The organism is Oscillochloris sp. ZM17-4 (assembly GCF_019599295.1).
Lineage (GTDB): Bacteria > Chloroflexota > Chloroflexia > Chloroflexales > Chloroflexaceae > Oscillochloris.
The window spans coordinates 111,163-133,813 of the sequence record NZ_JAIEWN010000010.1; the positions used below are offsets into that span (position 1 = coordinate 111,163).

General features: G+C 65.2%; 20 protein-coding genes. 9 read left to right on the forward strand and 11 right to left on the reverse strand.

All coding sequences use genetic code 11. The features are described from left to right. On the reverse strand, positions 1-517 hold a 517-nt coding region (locus tag K2Z83_RS10350), incomplete at its 3' end, for a phosphoribosyltransferase family protein (RefSeq protein ID WP_370650132.1). A gap of 263 nt (positions 518-780) precedes the next feature. On the opposite strand from K2Z83_RS10350, the gene K2Z83_RS10355 reads away from it, so the two are divergent. Together K2Z83_RS10355 and K2Z83_RS10360 are read left to right on the forward strand one after the other, a co-directional pair. Then, on the forward strand, positions 781-2,364 hold the full coding sequence (locus K2Z83_RS10355; RefSeq protein ID WP_220595101.1) for a CBS domain-containing protein: 1,584 nt from the start codon (positions 781-783) through the stop codon (positions 2,362-2,364). Between the two features lie 439 nt (positions 2,365-2,803). After that, positions 2,804-4,651 (forward strand): APC family permease, encoded by a 1,848-nt coding sequence (locus K2Z83_RS10360; RefSeq protein WP_220595136.1) that lies wholly within the window; start codon positions 2,804-2,806, stop codon positions 4,649-4,651. Positions 4,652-4,720: 69 nt separating this feature from the next. Here the strand turns inward: K2Z83_RS10360 and K2Z83_RS10365 are convergent, their stop codons facing one another. The 3 genes from K2Z83_RS10365 to K2Z83_RS10375 all read right to left on the reverse strand — a co-directional run bounded on the left by K2Z83_RS10365 (position 4,721) and on the right by K2Z83_RS10375 (position 6,587). After that, positions 4,721-5,263: an ATP/GTP-binding protein gene (locus K2Z83_RS10365; RefSeq protein WP_220595102.1), complete on the reverse strand. Its 543-nt coding sequence runs from the start codon at positions 5,261-5,263 to the stop codon at positions 4,721-4,723. A 19-nt stretch (positions 5,264-5,282) separates the two neighbouring features. After that, complete coding sequence (locus tag K2Z83_RS10370; protein WP_220595103.1) at positions 5,283-6,017, reverse strand: DUF4388 domain-containing protein; 735 nt, start codon at positions 6,015-6,017, stop codon at positions 5,283-5,285. Between the two features lie 198 nt (positions 6,018-6,215). Next, positions 6,216-6,587, reverse strand: coding sequence for a roadblock/LC7 domain-containing protein (locus K2Z83_RS10375; protein WP_220595104.1), 372 nt, complete (start codon positions 6,585-6,587; stop codon positions 6,216-6,218). A 234-nt stretch (positions 6,588-6,821) separates the two neighbouring features. Here K2Z83_RS10375 and K2Z83_RS10380 point away from each other — a divergent pair, with 234 nt between their 5' ends. The 3 genes from K2Z83_RS10380 (at position 6,822) to K2Z83_RS10390 (ending at position 10,148) form a co-directional block, all read left to right on the forward strand. Continuing rightward, positions 6,822-8,825 carry an ATP-binding protein gene (locus tag K2Z83_RS10380; RefSeq protein WP_220595105.1) on the forward strand — a complete coding sequence of 668 codons (2,004 nt, stop codon included), beginning with the start codon at positions 6,822-6,824 and terminating at the stop codon, positions 8,823-8,825. Between the two features lie 65 nt (positions 8,826-8,890). After that, positions 8,891-9,706: a response regulator transcription factor gene (locus tag K2Z83_RS10385; RefSeq protein ID WP_220595106.1), complete on the forward strand. Its 816-nt coding sequence runs from the start codon at positions 8,891-8,893 to the stop codon at positions 9,704-9,706. A gap of 94 nt (positions 9,707-9,800) precedes the next feature. Continuing rightward, complete coding sequence (locus K2Z83_RS10390) at positions 9,801-10,148, forward strand: single-stranded DNA-binding protein (RefSeq protein ID WP_220595107.1); 348 nt, start codon at positions 9,801-9,803, stop codon at positions 10,146-10,148. Between the two features lie 21 nt (positions 10,149-10,169). Here K2Z83_RS10390 and K2Z83_RS10395 read toward each other — a convergent pair whose 3' ends face one another. From K2Z83_RS10395 to K2Z83_RS10425, 7 genes are all read right to left on the reverse strand, one after another. Further along, positions 10,170-11,027, reverse strand: a complete 858-nt coding sequence (locus K2Z83_RS10395; protein WP_220595108.1) for a PfkB family carbohydrate kinase — start codon at positions 11,025-11,027, stop codon at positions 10,170-10,172. A gap of 68 nt (positions 11,028-11,095) precedes the next feature. Beyond that, on the reverse strand, positions 11,096-11,800 hold the full coding sequence (gene jag, locus K2Z83_RS10400; protein WP_220595109.1) for an RNA-binding cell elongation regulator Jag/EloR: 705 nt from the start codon (positions 11,798-11,800) through the stop codon (positions 11,096-11,098). A 135-nt stretch (positions 11,801-11,935) separates the two neighbouring features. Further along, positions 11,936-12,940 carry a YidC/Oxa1 family membrane protein insertase gene (locus K2Z83_RS10405; protein ID WP_220595110.1) on the reverse strand — a complete coding sequence of 335 codons (1,005 nt, stop codon included), beginning with the start codon at positions 12,938-12,940 and terminating at the stop codon, positions 11,936-11,938. Positions 12,941-12,951: 11 nt separating this feature from the next. Continuing rightward, a complete protein-coding gene (rnpA, locus tag K2Z83_RS10410) occupies positions 12,952-13,356 on the reverse strand; it encodes a ribonuclease P protein component (protein ID WP_220595111.1) in 405 nt (134 codons plus the stop codon). A 74-nt stretch (positions 13,357-13,430) separates the two neighbouring features. Further along, positions 13,431-13,604: a 50S ribosomal protein L34 gene (gene rpmH, locus K2Z83_RS10415; RefSeq protein WP_129682636.1), complete on the reverse strand. Its 174-nt coding sequence runs from the start codon at positions 13,602-13,604 to the stop codon at positions 13,431-13,433. 186 nt (positions 13,605-13,790) lie between these two features. Then, positions 13,791-15,362, reverse strand: a complete 1,572-nt coding sequence (locus K2Z83_RS29600; RefSeq protein WP_220595112.1) for a S1 RNA-binding domain-containing protein — start codon at positions 15,360-15,362, stop codon at positions 13,791-13,793. A 41-nt stretch (positions 15,363-15,403) separates the two neighbouring features. Further along, positions 15,404-17,491 carry a putative cobaltochelatase gene (locus K2Z83_RS10425; RefSeq protein WP_370650133.1) on the reverse strand — a complete coding sequence of 696 codons (2,088 nt, stop codon included), beginning with the start codon at positions 17,489-17,491 and terminating at the stop codon, positions 15,404-15,406. Between the two features lie 339 nt (positions 17,492-17,830). On the opposite strand from K2Z83_RS10425, the gene K2Z83_RS10430 reads away from it, so the two are divergent. From K2Z83_RS10430 to K2Z83_RS10445, 4 genes are read left to right on the forward strand one after another with little or no spacing between them, the layout of a single operon-like run. Further along, positions 17,831-18,910 carry a rod shape-determining protein gene (locus tag K2Z83_RS10430; protein WP_370650134.1) on the forward strand — a complete coding sequence of 360 codons (1,080 nt, stop codon included), beginning with the start codon at positions 17,831-17,833 and terminating at the stop codon, positions 18,908-18,910. A gap of 20 nt (positions 18,911-18,930) precedes the next feature. After that, positions 18,931-19,887, forward strand: coding sequence for a rod shape-determining protein MreC (gene mreC / locus K2Z83_RS10435; RefSeq protein ID WP_255603720.1), 957 nt, complete (start codon positions 18,931-18,933; stop codon positions 19,885-19,887). Further along, complete coding sequence (mreD, locus tag K2Z83_RS10440) at positions 19,860-20,393, forward strand: rod shape-determining protein MreD (protein ID WP_220595114.1); 534 nt, start codon at positions 19,860-19,862, stop codon at positions 20,391-20,393. The genes mreC and mreD overlap by 28 nt, the downstream gene beginning before the upstream one ends. A 30-nt stretch (positions 20,394-20,423) precedes the next feature. Next, positions 20,424-22,520: a penicillin-binding transpeptidase domain-containing protein gene (locus tag K2Z83_RS10445; protein WP_220595115.1), complete on the forward strand. Its 2,097-nt coding sequence runs from the start codon at positions 20,424-20,426 to the stop codon at positions 22,518-22,520. Positions 22,521-22,651 lie beyond the last annotated feature (131 nt).

The following is a 22,651-nucleotide window of genomic DNA, read 5'->3' on the forward strand; positions in this document are numbered from 1 at the left end:
CCTGGAACAGCTTCTCAACCAGGAAGCCCGCCACAACCATCTCTGCGCCCGCCTCAGCCACGATCTCAGCCAGGGCCAGGGCCGTGCGCCCGTTGGCCAGGAAGTCGTCCACCAGAGCCACCCGCGCCCCGGCCGGCATGTAGCGCTGCGCGATCACCAGCCGCGCCACGCCGCCCTTGGTGGGCGAGGGCACGACCCGCGAGAGCGCCGGCGCCTCCACCTCAGGCGAGTACTTCTTCGCGTAGACCATTGGCAGCCCGGTGGACAGGGCCACCGCCAGGGCCGGCGCGATCCCGCTGGCCTCGGCCGTCAGCAGCAGGTCGGGCGTAAAGCGCATCAGCCGCCCGGCCAGCTCGTTGCCCATCACCCGCATCAGCTCCGGGTCGATGCGGTGGTTGAGGAAGTGGTCGATCTTCAGGATGCGGTCATCGACCACCGTGGCCTCGGCGATAATGCGGTCGACCAGCGGGGCGAAGGGCGCGGTGATCAGGCGCAGGCTGTCCTCAGGTTCGCTCACAGATAGTCCTCCTCAGCGGCTCAGTGGCTCCGCGCTCTATTGTACGCGCTCTTGAGGGGGCAAAAATCGGGCAACACACCATAAAGCAACAGTGTGTTATCATGATTTCACCTCTTGGTACTATCATATATGCCGTTCAGATATACAATACGTATACGTCGCCACTTCCCACTTCTCCACTACCTTCGGCGCTCTTGTGTAGCCCTGTGGCTGTCGGCAGCGGAGGGCGTTTTTTCTGCCCCTTGAGCTATCCTGTGAGCAGCATGAACTCAACGAACCCAAATCTCTTCCTCCCAAGCCTCGACGATGTCACCAACACCGACCTACAGATCATTGATCTCGGCACTCCCGTGCGCGCCATTATAGAGCAGCTCAACCAGCAGGGAGCCACCTTCACGCTCATCCGAGCGGCGGGCCAGATCACGGGCACGCTCACGATCCACGACGTGGTGCAGATGATCGCGGACGGCCCTGCGCCCGACAGCCTGACCCTCGACGCCGCGGCGGGCCGCCCGCTGATCAGCATCGCCCGCGACGCGCCCGATGGCGTCCTGGACGCGCTACGGCTGCTCGCGCAGCACCAGACGGGCCAGCTGATCGTCCGCAACGCCGACGGCTCGATCGCCGGGATGATCTCACAGGAGAGCATCTGCGCTGCGATGACCCCGGCGATGCTCATCCACATGCGCACGGTGGCCGAGGCGATGCGCACAGAGGTCATCAGCGTCGGGGCCGAGGAGTCGCTGCTCAGCATCGCCCGGCGCATGGGCGAGGGCAAGGTTAGCAGCGTGGTGGTCGTGGCCGTCGAGGAGGGCGGGGCGCGGCCGCTCGGCATGATCACCGATCGCGACATCACCCGCGCCCACGCGGCCCAGATCGACCTGGCCGCGACCCCGGCCCGCGCGCAGATCACCCCCCAGCTGATCACGATCACGCCCGACGCCAGCCTCTGGGATGCGCACCAGGCCCTCGACCGCGCCCACGTCCGGCGGCTCATCGTGGTCGACTCCGCCGGCTACCTTGTTGGCCTGCTCACCCACAGCAACCTACTCAACGCCACCGCCCCGCAGGATCTTCAGCGCACCTTCGACCTGCTCCAGCGCAGCGTGAGCATGCGTACGGCCGGGGCGCTCACCCCGCGCCCCGCAGCCGGCGGCGACGCTCAGCCCCGCAGCGGCATCCGCCTGCTGCTCGTCGACGACAACGGGCTCTTCCTCCAGGTGATCCACCGGCTGCTGGTGAGCCGTGGATTCACTGTCGCCGGCGTGGCGGGCAGCGGACAGGAGGCGATCCGGCAGTCCCGCGCGCTCCAGCCCGACATTATCTTGATGGATGTCGAGATGCCCGAGATGAGCGGCCTCGAGGCGACACGCGCGATCATGGACGAGCGACCCGACGCGCGCATCGTCATGCTCACCGTCGCCGAGGACGACGACACGCTCTTCGAGGCAGTGCGGCACGGCGCGGCCGGCTACCTGCTCAAAGACGTCGACATCGACCAGCTCAGCCAGTACATCCTCGGCCTGATGCGCGGCGAGGCGGCCCTCTCGCCGGTGCTGGCCCAGCGGGTGCTCAGCGCCCTGGCCAGCCAGATGCGCCAGGACAGCGCCCTCCAGCCCGACCCATCCAGCATCCTCACCCACCACCAGATCCGCATCCTCACCCTGCTGGCCCAGGGCAACACCTACAAAGAGATCGGCCGCATCCTCGGCTACAGCGAGCGGGCGATCAAGTACCACACCGGCGAGTCTATCCGCCAGCTCAAGCTCAAGGACCGCGCCGAGGCCATCGCCTACGCCCGCGCCCACATGCAGCGCGCCACCTGGCCGAACGTCGGCGATCCTTGATGATGGGCAGGCGTATGCCACAGATGCCCGCAGGGCATGAGCAACGTCAGCGGGCGAGTAAACGCGCGCCCGCAGGGCCTGCGGCCGACCGCCCACCTCCGTGGGCGGATCCGGCGTCGGCGCAGGCCGACGCCCGGCGCGCAGCGCCTCGTCGGCGCGACTACCAGCCGCCAGCCGGGGGCCAGGGGCGTTGCAACAGCCCTGTAGATGCCCGCGCTACGTGTTGACGCGGCACACCCAACGTGCTATGATCATCGCCGCATAAGGGCGCGGAGCAGCGGCCCTACCCCAGTAGAACACAGCCAGCGAACAAGCCAATAGCCAAGTGCGACAGCCGACAGCACGCCGACTGCCGAGGTTAGGCGTTTTTTTGTTGTCTCTAGCGGCCGAGCAGCAGATCCCGCCCTGGGAAGGCGCGGGCTATGAAGGTAATGGTGTCATGGTGGGCCAGATCAAGCGGTTTCTTGTCGGTAAACCCATTGCGACCGAGCATCAGCATAACGAGCGCCTGAGCCGGATTACCGCCCTCGCCGTCTTCTCGTCGGACGCGCTCTCGTCGGTGGCCTACGCCAGCGAGGCGATCCTCTCGATCCTCATCCTCGGCGGGGCGGCCGCCCTCGGCCTCTCGCTGCCGATCGCCGCCGGCATCGCGGTGCTCCTCGTGGTGGTGGCCTTCTCCTACCGGCAGACCATCCGCGCCTACCCCAAGGGCGGCGGCGGCTACATCGTCGCCCGCGAGAACTTGGGCAATATCTACGGCCTGATCGCCGCCGGCGCCCTGCTGATCGACTACGTGCTCACCGTGGCCGTCAGCATCTCGGCCGGCGTGGCCGCGATCACCTCGCTGGCCAGCACCTGGGGCGCGCCCTGGGTGAAAGACTACGCCGTCGAGATCGGCCTCGTCTGCATCCTCTTCGTCACGCTGGCCAACCTGCGCGGCGTCAAGGAGAGCGGCGTGATCTTCGCCGTGCCCACCTACGTCTTCATCGCGAGCATCCTGGCCCTGGTCTCCTACGGCATCGGCGTAGACCTGCTCTTCGGCGCGCAGCCGGTCGTCCAGGATCTGCCCGAGGTTCCGGTTAGTGAGACGATCGGCATCTGGCTGGTGCTGCGGGCCTTCGCCGCCGGGTGTACCGCCCTCACCGGGATCGAGGCGATCAGCGATGGGGTCCCCGCCTTCAAGGTGCCCGAGTCGAAGAATGCGGCGTCCACGCTGACCTGGATGGTGACCATCCTGGTCAGCATGTTCCTCGGCATCACCTGGCTGGCCCACGCCCACGGCGCCATCCCCAACGAGCTGACCCACGAGACCGTGCTCTCGCAGATCGCCCGCACGATCTTCGGCAACGGGCCGATCTACTTTGTGATCCAGTCGGCCACCGCGCTCATCCTGGTGCTGGCCGCCAACACCGCCTACGCCGACTTCCCGCGACTGGCCTCGTTCCTCTCGCGCGACCGCTTCCTGCCCCGGCAGTTCTCCTCGCGCGGCGACCGGCTGGTCTTCTCGAACGGTATCCTCGCGCTGGGATTCTTCTCGGCGATGCTGGTGGTGCTCTTCCAGGCAAATGAGATCGCGATGCTGCCGCTCTATGCGATCGGCGTCTTCATCTCGTTCACGCTCTCGCAGTCGGGCATGGTCCGTCGCCACTTCCGGATCAAGGAGGAGGGGTGGCGGCGCGGCGCGGCGATCAATACGATGGGGGCCGTCCTCACCGCCGTCGTGCTGGTGGTGCTGGCCGTCACCAAGTTCACCCACGGCGCGTGGGTGGTGATGGTGCTCATCCCCATGCTCGTGCTGCTCTTCAACAGCATCAACCGGCACTACGGCAGCGTGGCCAGCCAGCTCTCGCTTGAGGGCGCCGACCTGCCGATCCCGCTGCGCCGCCACACATCGATTGTGCTGGTGAGCGGCATCCACCGTGGCGTGCTCCCGGCCCTACAGTACGCCCGCTCGATCGCCCCCGATAATGTCACTGCGGTCTATGTCAACCTCGACGCGGATCAGACGGCCAAGCTCCAGCAGCGCTGGATCGACTGGGGCTGCGATGTGCCCCTGGTGGTGCTCGAATCGCCCTACCGCTCGCTGATCACGCCGCTCTTCAACTACATCCAGGAGGTCGACTCGCGCTACACCGACGATGTGCTCACCGTCGTGCTGCCCGAGTTTGTGCCCGCCCACTGGTGGGAGCACCTGCTGCACAACCAGACGGGCATCCTGATCAAGACGGCCCTGATGTTCAACAAGGGCGTCGTCGTGACGAGCGTGCCCTACCACCTGGGACGATAAGCAAGGGGACAGGGGACAGGGGACAGGGGACAGGGGTGAACCCTGTCCCCTGTCCCCTGTCCCCCTGTATCAGACGTGCTCCTCCTGGTGCTGCGCCGCGATATGCTTGAGCAGCGAGAGCAGGACAATCTTGACGCTCGAACGCTCGTTGGCGATACAGGGCAGCACCGGGACATCCATCGACACGCCCAGACGCCGCCGCACATAGCTCACTGGCAGGGCTGCGGGGTCATCCTGCTTATTAGCGGCCACCACAAAGGGCGCGTCGGTAATATCGGCGAAGCGGGCCATGAGCCGCTGAGTCTCGGCGAAGTGCCCGGGGCGACAGCTGTCAACCATCACCACATAGCCCAGGCAGCCGATACTCAGGTGCTCCCACATAAAGTCGAAGCGCTCCTGGCCAGGTGTTCCGAAGAGGTAGAGGTTCAGCTTCTCGTTGATCGCGATCGTGCCAAAATCGAGGGCGACCGTCGTCTCACGCTTGAGCTCGCGCTCCTCATCGAGGGTCACCGCATAATCGGTAGAGACCGTCTCAATATCGCTAATTGTCCGGATGAACTGGGTTTTTCCAGCCGAGTAACTGCCGGTGATGACGATTTTCAGCGGCTGCATGGTCAGGTTGTCCTTTCACCTACAGCCCACGGACGCGCCGCATAATCGCGTCGAGCAGACCTCGGCCAACCATTGGCGGACCCTCTTCTCCAGAGCGCGCGCCAGCCAACACCGGTTCCATCATCGAACCCTGCGGTGATGTCATCAGATCGAGTCGCGGGCGTGGCTTGGACTTCGGCACCGCCGGCGGGACAATCTCAACCAGGCCGATGGACATGAGCTCGGCCACCGTGCGGATCGCCTGGTCTACGCTGATCCCGGTGGCATCACAGATAGCGCGCAGGCTCGGGGCGATGGAGACCTGGCTAAGAATGCGCCACTGGTTCACATCGAGGCTCACCCCGCTCTCCGCGCTGCTGGGCAGCGGCGAAAGCTGGAGCTGTGTGTCGAGGGTGATCGTGTGGTAGGGCATCGCGAGGGCCGGGTTATCGCGCCGCCGCATCCCCTCAAGCACAAGCCACTCGCTGTCATGCGCAATATGCACTGGTCGCTCTAGGACAGCAGGCGAGTGGCGGAAGGTGAAATCTGCATCATCCCACAGCAGCATACGAATCACGCCCTCATCATGGGACGCGAGAACCGTGCGCTCAGGGCCGCTCACTACCGCTGCGTCGATCAGTCGCCCCGCAGCCACATAGATAATCCCGCGCTCGGCGCCGCTCGTAAGGAGCAGCACCCCAGTCTTTGGCCCCATACGAAAGACCTGAAACAGGTCGCTCAGGGACATATCTTGCAGTGTGCCTTCGAGTGCCATGGAGGCCCTCCGTACACATGTGGGGAAGGGCTGGCCCCCCCTCCCCACACACTCCCCCATCTGCCACTTAGATGCCGGCCAGCTGACGCCGGGCCATCCGCTCACCGCCCCCCAGCTCAGCAAGGTGCGTGAGCTGATTATCATCGTACGACTGCTTGAAGATCGCCACGTCGAGGGACAGCAGCCCACGTGGTATTTCTATAGGATCTGGGCAATCGCCTTTGCGGCGTCGCGGGCCTCAATCCGCACCAGGCCGAGGTTGGCGCCCTGGCGCAGGTTCACCGCCAGCAGGCTCTGGTCGCCCGCCGGGAGCACCATGAACAGGCCGTTATCGGCCTTGATGATCGTCTCCTCAGTCATACCGATCTTCAGCTCGCCCGACACCCGCCGCGTCACGCCCATCATCGTGGCGGCCACGGCGCCGACGCGGTCGGCGTTCACATCGGCCGACATCTTCGAGACGAGGACGATCCCATCCATGCTCACCGCAGCGACACCAGAGACATCGGTGCCAGCATTGGAGGACAAGTGATCAAGCACCGTCGTAATCTGCTCCTGTCGTGAGGCCATGGTATATTTCCTTTCACCTATTGAATAGTACCGCCCTGGGCCAGCGCCCGTAGCGCTCGTCGGGCATCTCCACAGCACCAGTATAGAGGGGCGCGGGCCATCCGTGTACAACAGAACCACAACGATCACGTGATCATTCCATTGCCCCGATAACCTAACAGCACTATACTATCCTGATGCTCACCACATCACAGGGGCCGCGCGATGGCCCCGTACTACACCAGGGCTGTACCTATGTCACGCCATCTGCAGCTGACGCTTGGCTATAGCGTCGCTATTCTGCTCGTCGTAATCACCACACAAGGCCCGGCGACACTCTTCGGCATCGCCGCGATCCTCGCCGTCTGTGCGGTGGTCGCGGCAATACGTTACACGCAGAGCAGCGCCCTCGTCACGCCCCTGCAGCAGGTCGGCGCGGCCTTGGATGCGGTTGCCCAAGGCGATCTGGAGTATGCCCTACCCCGCCAAATGCCCGCCGAGTTTGCCACCATCGCTCACAGCTACCACACGATGCGCGATATCCTGCGTGATCGACAGCGCGACCTCGAGATCCAGCTGCGCCGCACCTCGCTGCTCACCCAGATCTCCATTGAGCTGTGCGAGAGCCTCGACACAACGATGATCGCCGAGCGTGTGCTGCGGGTGCTTGGCAGCAGCCTGAACATCGATAGCGCCACGATCATCCTCTCGCCCCCTGAAAGCCCAACCCGACTCGGGATGCGCTGGGAGAATCGGCACCTCCAGCAGCTTGATCCGCCACGGATCGCCCAGATGCTCGACTACGGCATGGAGGGATGGGTGCAGCAAACCACGAGCAGTGCCGTGCTCGCCGATGTGAGCACCTCCGAGCGCTGGCAGGCCGGCGGCGGCAGCCAGACGGGAAGTGCGATCGTGCTCACGCTGCGCCAGGATACGGACGCACTGGGGAGCCTGACCGTCTACGCCCAGCACACAAACGCCTTCACCAACCACGATCTGCTCCTGATGGAGGGCATCGTCGCCCAGACGAGCGTGGCCATCAGCCTGAGCCTTCGCTTTCAGGCCGAGCGGCAGCACACCGAGCAGCTCGGCGCGCTGGTGGGCCGCCGCACCGATGAGCTCCAGCGGTCGCGCGATCTGCTGCGGCTTGTCTTCGACCACCTGCCCGAGGGCCTGCTGCTGCTCGACGCAGATGGCGAGATCCTGGCGGCCAACAGCACATTTTGCCGCAGCATCGTCGGGCGCATGCCGCGCGAGACCGTTGGGAGCCGCTACCATCAGCTCTGGCGCGATCTGATGCAGCAGTCTGAGCTCAGCCTGACCCCGCAGGGGCCATCGGAGAGCGGTGTCCCGCTCGCGCTCGCCGAGGGGGAGGCATTCACCAGCATCGCGGCGAGCTGGCGCGTGCTCAGCAGCGATATGATGGGACAGCAGCGCTGGTACGCCGTTGAGCGAACCCCCATCGCAGGCCCCCAAGGCACCGCAGAGCAGTGCCTTGAGCGCTGGCGCGACATCACCCAGCAGGAGGAGCTCCAGCGACGGCTGCTCGTACACGAGCAGCTCACCAGCCTGGGGCGCCTGGCGGCGAGCGTCGCCCACGAGGTGGGGAACCCGCTCCAGAGCGCGCTCGGCTGCCTGGAGCTCTGCCGCGAGGATCAAGGCCTGAGCCCGCTGAGCCATGAGTACCTCGATCTCGCGCTGGGTGAGCTTGATCGCATGGCGCGGACGATGGCGAGCCTGCGCAATCTCTACCGGCCGCCGCAGATTGTCTGGGAGCCGGTCGATCTCAACCAGATCATCCGTCAGGTGGGGCAGTTTACCCAGCACCAGCTTGATCGCACAAGAGTGCGCCTGCACCTCCACCTCGATGGTGAGCTGCCGCCGATCACCGGCCAGCCCGACGCGCTGCGCCAGGTCTTCTTAAACCTTGTGCTCAACGCGCACGAGGCGATGGAGCAGGGCGGGGAGATCCATGTCAGCACGGTGCACAAGCCCACCGACCGAATCTGCCAGGTGATCATACGCGACACGGGCGTTGGCATGAGCGCCGATCAGCTCGCCCATATCTTTGAGCCATTCCGCTCGATGAAGGCTCAGGGCGTGGGACTGGGACTCTACCTGAGCCGCCAGATCATCACACAGCACACGGGCCACATCGAGATCTCCAGCCAGCTCGGCCAGGGCACCACGATCATCATGCAGTTCCCGTGGAATGACGCAGGGCCGTGGCGGCCACATCGTGCGCAGAGGAGTGCGTGATCCTACGTGTGCGGCGGCGCGCCTATCGTGTGAGGCTCGGCGCACATATGAGCAGAGAGAGAGAGATGGAATCATCCCGGGTGTTAGTGGTTGATGATGAGACCCTGGTGCGGAGAGTCCTCGGGGACGCACTACGCCAGGCCGGGTACCGCGTGTATCGTGCGGCGAGCCGCGCCGAGGCGCTCACCATCCTTGAGGAGACCGGCGCCGATCTGATGCTGCTAGATCTCCAGCTCGGGGATGATGACGGGGTCGAGGTCATGCGCACCGCCCGCAGCAGGTGGCCCAACCTCCCCATCATCATTCTGACAGCGCACGGGTCGATGTCCAGCGCGATTGAGGCGGTGCGCAACGATGCCGCCGACTACCTGCTCAAGCCGATCAGGATGGACGTCCTGAAGGCACGTGTGGCGGACATTCTTGATCAGCACCGCGTCAGCCAGCAGCGGACCGAGCGCATTCGCACGATGTACGAGCAGCTCCAGGCGCTTGTCGAGGATGAGGGTCTCGACACCGCGCGGGGGGCAGCGCCGCAGCCGACGCCCAGCGCAAGCCTGCGCGCCGGCCCCCTGATGATCGATGTGCAGCAGCATGTGGCGCGTATGGACGGGCAGCCCGTCGATCTCACCCCCACCGAGTTTGCGATCCTGTACGCCATGGTGCGCCAGCCGGGGGTGGTGATCTCCTGCAACCAGCTGATCCAGTCGTTCCAGAGCAGCCAGATGGATGAGGATGAGGCGCGCACGGTCATGCGCCCGCATATCGTGCGCCTCCGCCGAAAGCTTGAGCCGGACCCCCACCGGCCACAGTATATCCAGTCGGTGCGCGGGATCGGCTACCGCTGGAGCGACACCGACGACCAGGGCGGCGATGAGCGGTGATGACGTCGGCGCGTCGGCCTGCGCGCTTGACAACTCCTGTGGTATCTCGTACACTGAATGCGATCAAATGTGCGATTCTACCCACAGGTGACACATGGCGCGAGACCTGAACAAGGTTCAGCTCACGGGGCGCCTCGGCGCCGACCCGACACTCCGCCGCACGGCCCACGGCAGCGTCATCTCGACATTCCGCGTTGCCACAAATCGATCCTGGCGATCGTCCACCGGGATCTCCCACCAAGAGACCGAGTGGTTCTATGTCGTCGCCTGGGATCAGCTCGCCGATCTCTGCCAGCGCTCGCTGGTGAAGGGCGCCCACATCTATATCGAGGGCCGGCTCAAGACGCGCCTGTGGGCCGAGGGTGATGGGCGACAGCGCTCGACCACCGAGATCATCGCCAGTGAGATTATTCTGTTCGCTGACCAGGAACGCGCCATCTGATCGCAGCGTTGTGTCCGCCGCCTACAAGCCTGGCGTGTCGTGCCGCGCATGGGCGGTGAGCCGCGCCATCGCCTCTGCGCGGGTGGGCACCGTCGTAGCGCCCCGCCCCTCCACCGCGCAGGCGGCCACGGCGCAGGCGAAGGCGGCTGCGGCGAGCGGGTCGCCCGTCTCGCGCAGCCTCAGCAGTAGCGACGCGGCAAACACATCGCCGGCGCCCGTCGGGTCGCGCTCATCCGCCGGGAAGGCGGCTATCTCGTGCGGCGCGCCGCCGATGTAGAGGGTTGCGCCGCGCGCCCCACGAGTCACCGCCACGAGGCGACAGTCACGCGCGTAGCTCGCCGCCAGCGCCTCATCCCCACCCACATCCTCGATGCTGAGCACCAGCGCATCGACGCGGCGCAGCTGGGCCGGGTCGGGCCGCCACACCACGCGCCGGATGGGCGCGGGCAGGGGCAGATCCCACGCGCGCATCCACCCCTGGGGCGTGACGCCGATGAGCGCGTCGGGGAAGGCGTCGGCGAGCTCCAGCCCAAACTCGCCCGTCAGCGGGCCGAGGTGTACGAGCGCAGCGGAGCGCCACGCCGGCGGCACATCGGCGGCGCGCAGCCGGGCGCCGAGCGCGTGCAGGAGCTGCACGCGGCCGTGCTGCGTGTAGTGGTTCTCGAACGTCGATAGCGCATCCGAGGGCACAAGCGCGACCTGCACGCCCGCAGGCAGGCCGGGGATGAACCCAGGGCTTCCAGCCGCCAGAACCGCCGCACGGACACCAAGACGGCTGGCCGTGATCGCCGCGTAGCGCGCCGTCCCGCCGAGGGCGCTACCGCCATCGGGCAGCAGATCGCGGGTCAGGTCACCGATGACCAGGTACTCTGGGGGCATACGCTGCTCGTCGAATCAAGAGGAGGCCGGGTATGCCCCAGCCTCCTGCCCGCGTAGATCAGCCCGCGCTACTTTGCGGGGTAGATCACGATCTTACGGTTCTCACCCTCGCCAGAGCTCTCGGTATAGATGCTCTTGTCCTCACGAAGCGCCAGGTGTACGATGCGGCGCTCGTAGGCGGCCATAGGCTCAAGCATCAGCGGGCGCCCCGTCTGGCGCACCCGCTCAGCCATACGCCGGGCCAGGCCCTCAAGCGACTCCTGGCGGCGCTGGCGATAGTTGCCGACATCCACGACAACCTGCGGCCACTTCTGCACCCGACGGCTCACCAGGAGGTTCAGGAGGAACTGCAGCGATCGCAGCGTCTCGCCGCGCCGGCCGATCATCAGCCCCATCGCCTCCTCATCCGCGCCTTCGACGTGGAGCGTCACGGTCTCCTCAATGTCACCTTTCTGACCAGGCACACGGGAGAGCACGGCCGTCACATAGGCGTGAATATCCATGCGCTCAAGAAGATCCTCAAGGATCTTGCGAGCGACAGTGCCAAGCTCGTCCCCAACCGGGGCGCTATCAGCCTGCGGCGGCGTTGACTCTTCAGGCTCAGCATCATCGGCATCATCGTCCACGACCGTTACACGAACCAGTGCCTCATCGCCCGACTCGCCGGACTCCAGCACTTCGATAGCAACTTCGTCGCGATCCTTACCGAGCTGCGCGAGTGCGAGCTCAACGGCCTCTGCGACCGTTCGCGCGCTGATCTCGATGCTCTTCATATCGCTCCTCGCTTCTCAGACACGCTCTCCATGAACATTTCGGAGAGCAGATCAGCGATGATCATAACGCTGCAACTAGGAAAGATGGGGAGAGCTGATGCGCTCTCCACCACAACTGCCGCGATCGTCACAGGTCTAGCGCCGTCGCCGTGGCCGGCGCGGGTTCTCTGGCGCACGACCCTGGAGTCGCGCATCATCAATTGCCTCTTCTGTCGCATCAGCCTCAGGCTGCGTCTCCGTCTCGGTCAGCGGGCGCATGACCGACCAGAAGTCCGCACGCTGTGCGGCAACGCTCAGCGTGGATCCGGGCTCACCGCTTCCAGAAGAGACGACCACCGCCGGAGTAAGCGGTGAGGGCGCGGCGGGGCCGCTATCAGGCGGAAGAAACTTCAGGTAGTTCGCCAGCGAGCCCCAGCCCGACGTGAAGTACTGCTGCACCACACCGACGAGGCTGCTCACCACCCAGTAGAGCACCGCCCCGGTGGGAAACGTGAAGGCGATATAGCCGAAGACGAGCGGCATAAACATCATCGCCTGGGTCATCGCCTTCTGCTGCGGGTCCTGGGTGCGCGGGGTCGCCATCGTCGTCTGCATCAGCTGGAGCAGGATGGACAGCACCGGCAGCACCAGGTAGATCGGGGCGGCGAAGCCAAGCCCGCCCGGCCCAAAGGCCGTCTTGCCAAGGTCGAACAGGCCGAGGAAAAGATGGTTGCTGTCGAACAGCGCGGCGACACTCGGATTTTCAAGGGCGGCCTTCGCGCCCGCGCTGAGGTTCACCCGCTGCGCCTCGACCATCAGGTGGTAGACGGCCTGGTACACGCCGAAGAAGATCGGCAGCTGGAGCAGCACCGGGAGGCAGCCGCCGACCGGGTTGATCTTATACTCGCGGTAGAGCTTGAGCGTCTCTTCCTGGAGCTTCTGCTGATCCTTGCCGTGCTTACGCTGCAGCTCCTTGATCAGGGGCTGGATCTGCTGCATCTTCCGGCTCGAGCGCAGCGAGGTGAGCGTCAGCGGAAGGATGATCAGCCGGGCACAGATCGTGAAGATGATGATGCCAAAGCCAACGCTCCCGGTCGTGGTGCTGAACCAGAGCAAGGTCTGCTCAAGCAGGCCAACAAATGCGGACCAGATTCCACCCATAGTACAAGCCTCTAGTGCCCAGTATGGGGATGAGTCGAATCCCCAGAAGATGGTGTCGCCACATCTAGCGATGGGGAAGGCCGCCAGACCTGAGCCCGGCGCAATAGCTCTTCCACAGCACGCTGGAGCATGATAAATGGAGTGTCGATGATAGCTGCGCTACGTATCACAAATACGAGATCGTAGCCAGGGGTGATGTGAGGGAGGGCAATCCGCACCGATTCACGGAGGCGCCGCTTCGCAAGATTACGTCGCACCGCGATGCCGATCTGCTTCCCGACAACAAACCCGCACCGTATACGTCTGCGGCGACCGGAAACAACATTGAGCAGGAGAAGCGGGGAAGAAAACGTCCGGCCTTCGCGCCGTGCGCGCCGAAATTGGTCAGGCCGGCGCAGACGATAGGCGCGCTTCATACCGTACCAATCAGGGTGCAGGGAGGATGTGACACCAGGTCGATCTTACACACTGCACCCCAACAGCGCACCATCTAGCGGTGCCCGCCACGAACGCCACGGCGCTCATCGCTCACGCTCAGCTTCCAGCGCCCCTTCATACGACGGCGGCGCAGCACCTCACGACCGTCCTTCGTCTCCATCCGCGAGAGGAAGCCGTGCTTACGACGACGCGGGATACGCTTCGGCTGCCATGTTCGCTTCGGCATCTGTATGCTCCTCTACGCGCATTAACGCGCGCGCTATGCTTTATAGACAAACGCTAGACATTATACCCGTCGCGCTACGACAGTGTCAAATGGCCCTGGGGCCGCGCGACAGAAAGATGCGAGGGGCGGCAAGCCGCCCCTCCACACACAAGGGACACGCGATCACTCGCGCGCCTTGCTATCTTGCTACTCGTCGCGCCCGACCTGCTGCAGCGTGCGCCGGATGGCGTCGCGCTGACGGCTGCCGCTGCCTGCTGTCTCCTCTTCGTCCTCGATATCGACCTGATCCTTCTTGCGATCACGCCGACTATTTGTGGGGCTGCCGTACTTGCTCAGCAGATCCTCGAGGGTCGCATCGCCCACAAACTCCTCGGTGTCATCCTCGGTGCTGTAGGTCTCAGGGACAGCGGGCTGAGACGTGCGGCGGCGATCCCGACCGCGGTCGCCCCGATCATTGCGGCCCTCGCGGGCGGCGGCGGCGGCGGCGGCGAAGCGCGGTGCCGCGCCGGGGCCGGTGCGCGGGATCACCTGACTCTGCGGCTCGTCATCGTAGCTCCCACTCGTCGGCTCCGAGTCATCGAGGCGCATGGTCAGGCTGATCCGCTTGCTCTGCTGGTCAACCTCGATCACCCGGACGGTGACCTTATCGCCGACCTTCACCACGTCCTCAACCTTCCCGACGCGGCTCGACGAGAGCGCCGAGATGTGGACAAGGCCATCGCGGCCGACGCCGATGTCCACAAAGGCGCCGAAGGGGGCCAGGCCGCTCACGGTGCCATCAAGCACCTGGCCGGGCTCCAGGCCCTGCATCCGCTGGGTGCGCATGGCGCGGCGCAGGCTCAGGCTGATCCGGGTGCCATCGGGGTCAATCTCCAGGATCTTGAAGTTGAACTGCTCGCCGACCTTGACCGCATCCTCAGGCTTCTCGACCCGGCCCTCGGCCAGCTCAGAGACGTGGATGAGGCCATCCTTGCCCACGCCAATATCAGCGAAGGCGCCGAAGGGCGCGAAGCCAGTGATCGTCCCCTCAACGACATCGCCGATCTTCAGCGATGTCATCTTATCCTTGTCGACCTCGACGCGCTTCGGCCGGCCGCGGCTGCGGCCGCCCTCGCTGCGCTCCTGCGAGCGCATGGTCAGGCTGATCCGCCGCGCATCAGGATCGATACTCTTCACCCGCACCTTCACCGTATCCCCGATCTGCACCAGGTCAGACGGCGTATCGATCCGGGTGTCGCTCATCTCCGAGATGTGGACGAGGCCATCGCGGCCAACATTCACATCCACGAAGATCCCGTACAGCGCGATCGACGTGACCCTGCCCTCAAGCTCCATGCCGGCCTGGAGATCCTTGAGGCGGCGCGGGCGGCCGCTCTCCTCGGCAACCGGCGTAAAGCTGGCACCCACATCGCCGGCATCCGAAGCGGCGATCGCATCGCCGGCATCCGAAGCGGTGCCCTCATCACCGGCCCCCGAAGCAGCGACCTCATCGCTAGCCTCCGAAGCGGCGCTCTCTGAAACAGCAGCCTCAACCCCTTCCGCCTCGGCGACAGCCTCCGAAGCGTCCGACGCCTCCGACACCGCCTCAGCAGCGGGTGCCTGAGCCTCAGTTTCAGGGGTAGGCTGTGCCGTCGCCTCCCCCGCCGCGGTCTCCGGCGTGGTGGCGTCGGCCTGAGCCGCCGGAGCGTCAGCTGCGTCGAGCAGCGTGTCAAGCAGCTCGCTCTCAGCGACATCGTCCCTACGTACCTGATCGGTCATCTCCTGAATCCCTCCTGCGTTGATCGACAAACCTGCTATTCCTATGATATCTGCATCTGCCGTCGGACAGCCTGTACCAGGCCATCGTCGTGGAGATCTTCGAGCCGATAGTAGCGCCCTTTCAGGTGCTCAGACAGCCGCCGTGAAAGCCCCCGCTCGAAGTTCGGGTGCTCGGTATCGATCACAATCGCGCGAATATCGCGCGCGGCGATCAGATCGGCGATAGCATATGCCTCTTGCTGCGGTGGCGCGTTACCGATGGCGACATTCGCCTGTCCATCGGTGAGCAGCACCATCAGCGGGACAATCTCATCATCCTGGCGTCGCGCCCGCTCGAGCAGCTCGTACGCGGTGAGCATACCACGGGCCAGGGGGGTCTTCCCTCCCGTTGGCATCGTCTGAAGCCGGCGCTGCGCGAGCTCGACGCTGTTCGTGAGCGGCAGCAGCACGCGCGCGTAGTCGCGCTGAAAGCTCACCAGCCCGACCTGATCGCGGCGCTGGTAGGCGTCGCGCAGCAGCGACAGGACGGCGGCCTTCGTCGCCTGCATGCGCTCCTCGGCGGCCATGCTCCAGCTCGCATCGACGACGAAGCACACCGCGTTGCGCGTGCGGCGCACCCGCACCTTCTGGCGCAGGTCGCTGCGGGTGATCAGCACTTTGGGGGTGCGGCGATGGGGGGTGTGTGGCTGGTGCATCAGCTCGGCGCGTCGCTTGCGCTGGTAGATCGCGGCCTCGCGCAGGGTCGCGTCGAGCGCCAGGTCCGTAACGCGTGGAACCATCTGGCTTGTGATATAGCGGCCCTGCTTACGTGTCGTTCGGGTGCGCGAGCGTTTGCCCGGCGACTTGCGCTGCTTCCGGTCGGCCGAGCTCTCGAGGCGGCGGGTGCGGAACATATGGTCGGCGTCGATCTGCTTGCCGCCGGCGCTCGTGTCGCCAGACTGCTGGCTCTCGCTCGACCCGGCGCTGCCCAGGGGGGCGACGCTGCCGCCCCCGGAGCTACTGTCGTTATCGTCGCCGCCCTCGCCCGTCTCCGTCGGATCACCTACGTCAGACTTTTTTTTTACATCATCCCCGGTGCTGCCATCAGCGGGCTTGCCGCTGCGCTCAAGGATCTGGGCGATGCGCTGCTCATCGACCTTGATCTCGGCGAAGGGCTGGCGGCGCATCCGATGGGGCAAGGCCAGCTCGGCGGCGAGGCGGATGTCCTCGGCGCTCAGGGCAAGCCGGCCGCTCCAGGCCGCGTGGGTGCGCGCCGTCTCCAGGATCGTCAGGTCGGCGCGGTGGCCATCGACGCCGAGCTCAAGGCAGAGCCCCGCAACCGCCGCCATATCCGCCGTCTCGATCCGCACGCGCGGCAGTAGGTCGCGGGCGACTGCGATCCGCTCGGCGAGCTCGCTCTCGCTGCGCTGCCACTGCTCCATAAAGCTCTGCGGCTCGGACTCATAGGCCATGCGCCGCTCGATCACCGCCACCCGCGAGGGGATATCCGTCAGGCCGACAACCTCAACCGCGAGGCCGAAGCGGTCGAGCAGCTGCGGGCGCAGCTCGCCCTCCTCGGGGTTCATCGTGCCGACAAGGATGAATCGCGATGGGTGCGAGATGCTCACGCCCTCGCGCTCAACGGTGTTCATCCCCATGGCTGCGGCGTCGAGGAGCAGATCGACGAGGTGATCATCAAGCAGGTTGACTTCATCGACATAGAGCAGCCCGCGGTTGACCTGCGCGAGCAGGCCGGGCTCAAAGCGGCGCTGGCCTTCAGTGATCGCGTGCTCAAGGTCAAGCGACCCGACAACACGATCCTCCGAGGCCGAGACCGGCAGCTCAACGAGGCGCGTAGGCCGCTCGAGCGTGGGCAGATCTGCGCCAGCCAGCCGCATCTGGCAGCTCCCGCAGAGCCCGGCGGGCCGATCGGGGGTGCAGCTATAGGGGCAGTCGGCAACGACCGTGATCGAGGGGAGGATGCGAGCGAGGCCGCGCACCGCCGTCGACTTGGCGGTACCCTTCTCACCGCGGATGAGAACGCCACCAACTCGTGAGTTGACCGCGTTGAGGATGAGCGCGCGCTTAAGCCGCTCTTGGCCGACGATCGCGGTAAATGGATATACTGGGCGCAATACCGACGTGCTCACAACAATAAAAATCTTCCGGCCCATAACGAGCCAGAAGCACTAGCAGCAGCGCCGTGATCCGATGTATCTGATAGACCGGATGATGCCGACAGGAACCGACGTTGACACGGCTGTTGCCCACGCGTTGACGGAGTGTCGCCTCATGTGTACGACAAGGCTATTGTCTCACAAAGCCTAGCAAAAGTCAAATAGCGGTATCAGTTTTTTATCAGCCTACGCGGCAGGGCGTTCCGCGATAGATGGGGTCAGCTATGCTATAATCCGATGCCGAACATCATGCGGATGATGTGAAGATGTCCCGCTACACAAACACACACCTTCATCTCTGGAGTATATTACGTGGGCTTTAACCCGATCAACTCGCTGTTTGGTGCCTTCAGCCGCGATCTTGGGATCGACCTGGGCACCGCCAACACCCTAGTTCATGTGCGTGGCAAGGGTATTGTGATCAGCGAGCCGTCTGTTGTGGCGATCGACCGCAAGACAAAGCAGGTCCATGCGGTCGGCGCTGAGGCCAAGGCAATGGTCGGCAAGACGCCGGCAAACATCATCGCCGTGCGCCCGCTGAAGGATGGCGTGATCGCTGACTTCGACGTGGTCGAGAAGATGCTGGCCTATTTCATTAAGAAGGCCCACACCTACTCATCAGTGCGCCTGATGGACCCGCGGCCACGGGTGATTGTCGGCGTGCCCTCAGGGGTGACGGAGGTTGAGAAGCGGGCCGCCCGCGACGCGACTCTGAACGCCAAGGCGCGCGAGGCCTATGTGGTCGAGGAGCCGATGGCCGCCGCGATCGGGGCTGGCCTGCCGGTTGAGGAGCCGATGGGCTCGATGATCGTCGATATCGGCGGCGGGACAACGGAGGTGGCGGTGATCTCGCTCGGCGGGATTGTAATCAACCACTCCATCCGCACCGCCGGCGATGAGATCGACGAGGCGATCATCCAGTTCGCTCGCCGTGAGTATAACCTCCTTATTGGCGAGCGCATGGCCGAGAAGGCCAAGATCGCCGCCGGCTCAGCCTACCCACTCGAAGAGGAGATCAAGGTGGTGCTGCGCGGGCGCGACCTGCTCACCGGCCTGCCGAAGGCGGTTGAGGTGAGCAGCGTCGAGATTCGCGAGGGTATCGCCGGGCCGATCAATGCGATCGTCGCCGAGGTGCGCGCCGCCCTTGAGGAGACGCCGCCGGAGCTGGTGGCCGATGTGATGGAGCACGGGATCACCCTGGCCGGCGGCGGGTCGCTGCTCCACGGCCTTGATAAGCGCATCGCCGCCGAGACGCGCATGCCCGTCTACGTCGCCGAGGACCCGCTCTCCTGTGTCGCCCGCGGCGCCGGCAAGATGGTCGAGAACTTTGAGAATAAGGTCTACCAGGATATCCTCGCCCGCACCCAGAGCAGCCGAAGAGCCAAGTTGTAATGTTGAATGCTGAATGCTGAATGTCCGGCATTCAACATTCAGCATTCAACATTCAACATTCGTCTATGCGCAATTACCTCGACGATGACCGGCCGATCAAGCTGCGCCGCGATCGCACCAACACGCCGGCCTCGGGCCGGCCGTTTGTGCTCGCTGTGGTGCTGTGCCTCGTCGCCGGGGCGCTGATCGTCCTCGACCGCCAGGGCATGATCACGTCGATCAGGCTGCTTGCCCAACAGGTCGTCGCGCCGATCGCCCAGCAGCTCACGGGCCTCCGTGATGCGATGAATGATCTGGCGGCTGCACCCCGTAGCGAGGCGGGCCTCCAGGCACACATCCAGAGCCTTGAGCAGGAGAACAGCCAGCTGAAGGCCGATAATCTGCGCCTGGAGCAGGCTGGGGTGGAGAATGAGTTCCTGCGCCAGCAGCTCCAGATCCAGCGTGAGCAGCCGTGGACCCTCCTGGGAGCCGAGGTGACGGTTCGCCCGCCCGACGCCGGCCGGCGGGTGATGACGATCGCTCGCGGCACCGCCGACGGGGTGACGGTGGGCATGGCCGTGATCGGCCAGAACCCCGGTGGCCCCGCCGCACTAGTGGGGGTTATCGAGACGGCCAGCGCCCACACCGCCGAGGTCTTACTTATCACCGATGTCAGCAGCCAAATCAGCGCCCGTGTGATCCACGGCACAATCGCCAGCCTCGGGCTCACCCAGGGCCAGTGGCAGCGCGGATCACGCCTCACCCTTGGGCAGATCGACCGCAGCACCCAGATCGCGCCGGGGGACTCGGTGGTCAGCGCGGGTCTCACCGGCTCGCTCCACGTGGATCTTGACCTCGCGGCTGTCCCGGCAAATATCCCCATCGGCTCGGTGGATACGGTCGCTGCCAGCGGTCAGGTGCAGTCTGCTGAGCTGCGACCCTTCGTCGACCCCGATCAGGTACGCTACGTGTGGGTGATTCTCAACCAAGACGACTAGAGGAGCTGCTGGCGCGTGAGGTCGGGCTGATCCTCGCCATTGGCGTTCTCGCCCTGGTGCAGGTGACGCTCTTGGCCACGCCGCTAGGGTTTAGCGCTCCGCTGATTCTCGTGCTGGCGATCTGCCGTACGCTGATCGGCGTCGGATCGGCGTTCCCCGACAGCGGGGTGATGCGCGGGTTGCGCTGGGCGCTCTACGGCGGCCTGGCCCTCGATGTTTTTGCGGCGACGCCTCTTGGCAGCCACGCCCTCGCTATTCTGCTGGCCTCCCTCGCTGTCGCTGCGCTCACCCGTCGCCTGCGGATCGAGGGGCCGATCCTCCCACTGCTGTCGATACTCGTGTCAAGCCTGATCTATGAACTGGTGCTGGCACTCCTGCTCCAGCCCGGCCCGATCGACTGGGAGAGCACCGCGCGCGTGGCGCTCCTCCCCAGTATGCTCGTCGCCATCATCCTGACTCTGCCGACCTTTTTTATGCTACGCTGGTTCCTGCGCGGGCAGCTGTAGACAACGAGTTTCCGGGAAGGTTGGCACCAGATGCCACGACTGATAGTGCTGCGAGTGGCGGTGCTGCTCATGGTGGTGGTGCTCGTGGGCCGGCTCTACGAGCTCCAGATCATCACCGGCGATCAGCAGCGCTTTGGCGAGACCCCTGAGACGATGAACCGGCGCTACCTGACGGTGCCGCCGCGGCGTGGTGAGATCTTCGCCGCTGACGGGCGCACCCTGCTCGCCGAGAGCGTGCCGATCTACAATATCGCCATCGTCCCCGGGCGGCTGCCCTCGCGCAGCGAGGATGCGGAGCGGCGCGATATGGTGCTGGCTCGGGTCAGTCAGATTGCCACGCTCACCAGCACCCTGACGCTCTCGCCCACCAGCGCCCTCGATGTGCGGCCCGGCCTGCGGGATGATCTGCGCGGCATCGCCACGCTCCCCGCCATCACGGCCGGCTCGCCGCTGACCGTCACCATTGCCCCCGACGATACGCTGCGTGCCCTGAGCCTGTCCCGCACCTATAGCGATGTGCTGCGTATCAATAATCCGATCGAGCAGCAGATCGAGCGGCAGGACATCCGGCGCTACGAGACACTGATCATCAAGGAGGATATCTCGTCGGAGCTGGCCCTGGTGATCCGTGAGAACAGCAACTACCTGCCGGGCGTGCTGGTGGTTGAGGGCTATCGGCGGCGCTACCCAGCGAGCGCCGCAGTGCCCTCACTCTCGCACACCCTCGGCTACATCGGCCGGGTGAACGAGTGCGAGCTTGTGGCCGAGAACCCGGCCAGCTCCTGGCTCACCAGCCTAAGCAATGTGATCAGCCACGCGAGCAGGTGCGGGCTGATCCGCAAGCAGATCGACCCCGGCAGCATCGGGCAGCCGCCCTACCAGAGCGACGACCGGATCGGCAAGGATGGGCTGGAGGCCTCGTACGAGGCGCAGCTGCGCGGCGTCGCGGGGATCGAGACCCTGCTCGTGGATGCGCTGGAGCGCCCGGCCAGCCCAGCCAGCACCCTGCGCCCCGTCCAGAACGGCGATAACCTTGTGCTGACGATCGATGTCGCCTTTCAGGCCGAGGTTGAGCAGATCGTGCGCCGCTGGATCGCCGAGGGCGAGCGACGTCGCCAGAACGTCAAAGAGGACTACAAGCGCAACTATCGGCCGATCACGAATGGTATCGCCGTGGCGATCGACCCACGCGACGGGCGCATCCTGGCGATCGTGAGCGTGCCCGACTACGATAACAATGTCTGGGTGGACCCGGCGCGCGTCGCGGATCTCCAGGCGCTTCTTGCGCCCGAAGACCCGCTGGTGGCGCCGCTGCTCGACCGGGCGATCGCCGGGCAGTACCCGCCCGGCTCGACGCTCAAGCAGTTCGTCGGCTCGGCGGCGCTTCAGGATGGGGTGATCACCCCCGAGACCAAGCTGCGCGACCCGGGCCTGCTCCGGCTGATCGAGCGCAGCGGGATCGAGTTCATCCTGCCAAACTCGGTGCGCAGCCGCGACAATGGCGAGCTGACGGTGGTCGACGCCCTGCGGCTCTCCTCAAACGTCTTCTTCGCCTCGGTGGCTGGCGGCAACGATCAGGTGGTCAACATCGATGACAAGGCCTTCCGCACCGAGGGGCTCGGCATCGACCGGCTGGTCGAGGGGCTATCGTGGTTTAACCTGGGCCGGCTGATGGGCGTCGACATCGCCGGCGAGGCGCCCGGCCTGGTGCCGACGAAGACCTGGAAGGCCCAGACGCTGCGCGAGAGCTGGACGACCGGCGACACCTACAACACGGCGATCGGCCAGGGCTACCTCCAGGTGACGCCGCTCCAGCTGGTGGCCGCCGCCGGCGCGGTGGCCACCGACGGCACCGTCTACCGGCCGCATGTGGTAAGCGCGATCACCGACAGCGACGGCAATGTGGTCAGCACGATCACGCCGGAGGTGCGGGCGAAGGCGCCGGTGGACCCGGCCTACCTGGCGGTGATCCGCGAGGGCATGCGCCAGTCGGTAACGGAGGGGCTCAACATCGCCGCGCGCGACGAGTGCTCGGGCCTGAGCATCGCCGGAAAGACGGGGACGGCCGAGTTCGGACCGATCCTCACGCCCGACGGTAAGCGACGCCAAACTGTCAAGTGCTTCTGAAACCATGTCTTCGCTCAGAATGACATGACGCTTCACCGCGTTACTTCTGCGGTATTGCCAATCTACAATCTACAATCTGCAATCTGCAATTATCAAGAGTGTAAGGCCAATGCGGATCAGCGAGGCGCGCA

What these genes read in the sequence shown, in the direction of transcription:
- K2Z83_RS10355 (WP_220595101.1), top strand. Translation starts at nt 781, where the DNA reads ATGAACTCAACGAACCCAAATCTCTTCCTCCCAAGCCTCGACGATGTC.
- K2Z83_RS10360 (WP_220595136.1), top strand. Translation starts at nt 2,804, where the DNA reads ATGGTGGGCCAGATCAAGCGGTTTCTTGTCGGTAAACCCATTGCGACC.
- K2Z83_RS10365 (WP_220595102.1), bottom strand. Translation starts at nt 5,263, where the DNA reads ATGCAGCCGCTGAAAATCGTCATCACCGGCAGTTACTCGGCTGGAAAA.
- K2Z83_RS10370 (WP_220595103.1), bottom strand. Translation starts at nt 6,017, where the DNA reads ATGGCACTCGAAGGCACACTGCAAGATATGTCCCTGAGCGACCTGTTT.
- K2Z83_RS10375 (WP_220595104.1), bottom strand. Translation starts at nt 6,587, where the DNA reads ATGGCCTCACGACAGGAGCAGATTACGACGGTGCTTGATCACTTGTCC.
- K2Z83_RS10380 (WP_220595105.1), top strand. Translation starts at nt 6,822, where the DNA reads ATGTCACGCCATCTGCAGCTGACGCTTGGCTATAGCGTCGCTATTCTG.
- K2Z83_RS10385 (WP_220595106.1), top strand. Translation starts at nt 8,891, where the DNA reads ATGGAATCATCCCGGGTGTTAGTGGTTGATGATGAGACCCTGGTGCGG.
- K2Z83_RS10390 (WP_220595107.1), top strand. Translation starts at nt 9,801, where the DNA reads ATGGCGCGAGACCTGAACAAGGTTCAGCTCACGGGGCGCCTCGGCGCC.
- K2Z83_RS10395 (WP_220595108.1), bottom strand. Translation starts at nt 11,027, where the DNA reads ATGCCCCCAGAGTACCTGGTCATCGGTGACCTGACCCGCGATCTGCTG.
- jag (WP_220595109.1), bottom strand. Translation starts at nt 11,800, where the DNA reads ATGAAGAGCATCGAGATCAGCGCGCGAACGGTCGCAGAGGCCGTTGAG.
- K2Z83_RS10405 (WP_220595110.1), bottom strand. Translation starts at nt 12,940, where the DNA reads ATGGGTGGAATCTGGTCCGCATTTGTTGGCCTGCTTGAGCAGACCTTG.
- rnpA (WP_220595111.1), bottom strand. Translation starts at nt 13,356, where the DNA reads ATGAAGCGCGCCTATCGTCTGCGCCGGCCTGACCAATTTCGGCGCGCA.
- rpmH (WP_129682636.1), bottom strand. Translation starts at nt 13,604, where the DNA reads ATGCCGAAGCGAACATGGCAGCCGAAGCGTATCCCGCGTCGTCGTAAG.
- K2Z83_RS29600 (WP_220595112.1), bottom strand. Translation starts at nt 15,362, where the DNA reads ATGACCGATCAGGTACGTAGGGACGATGTCGCTGAGAGCGAGCTGCTT.
- mreC (WP_255603720.1), top strand. Translation starts at nt 18,931, where the DNA reads ATGTCCGGCATTCAACATTCAGCATTCAACATTCAACATTCGTCTATG.
- K2Z83_RS10445 (WP_220595115.1), top strand. Translation starts at nt 20,424, where the DNA reads ATGCCACGACTGATAGTGCTGCGAGTGGCGGTGCTGCTCATGGTGGTG.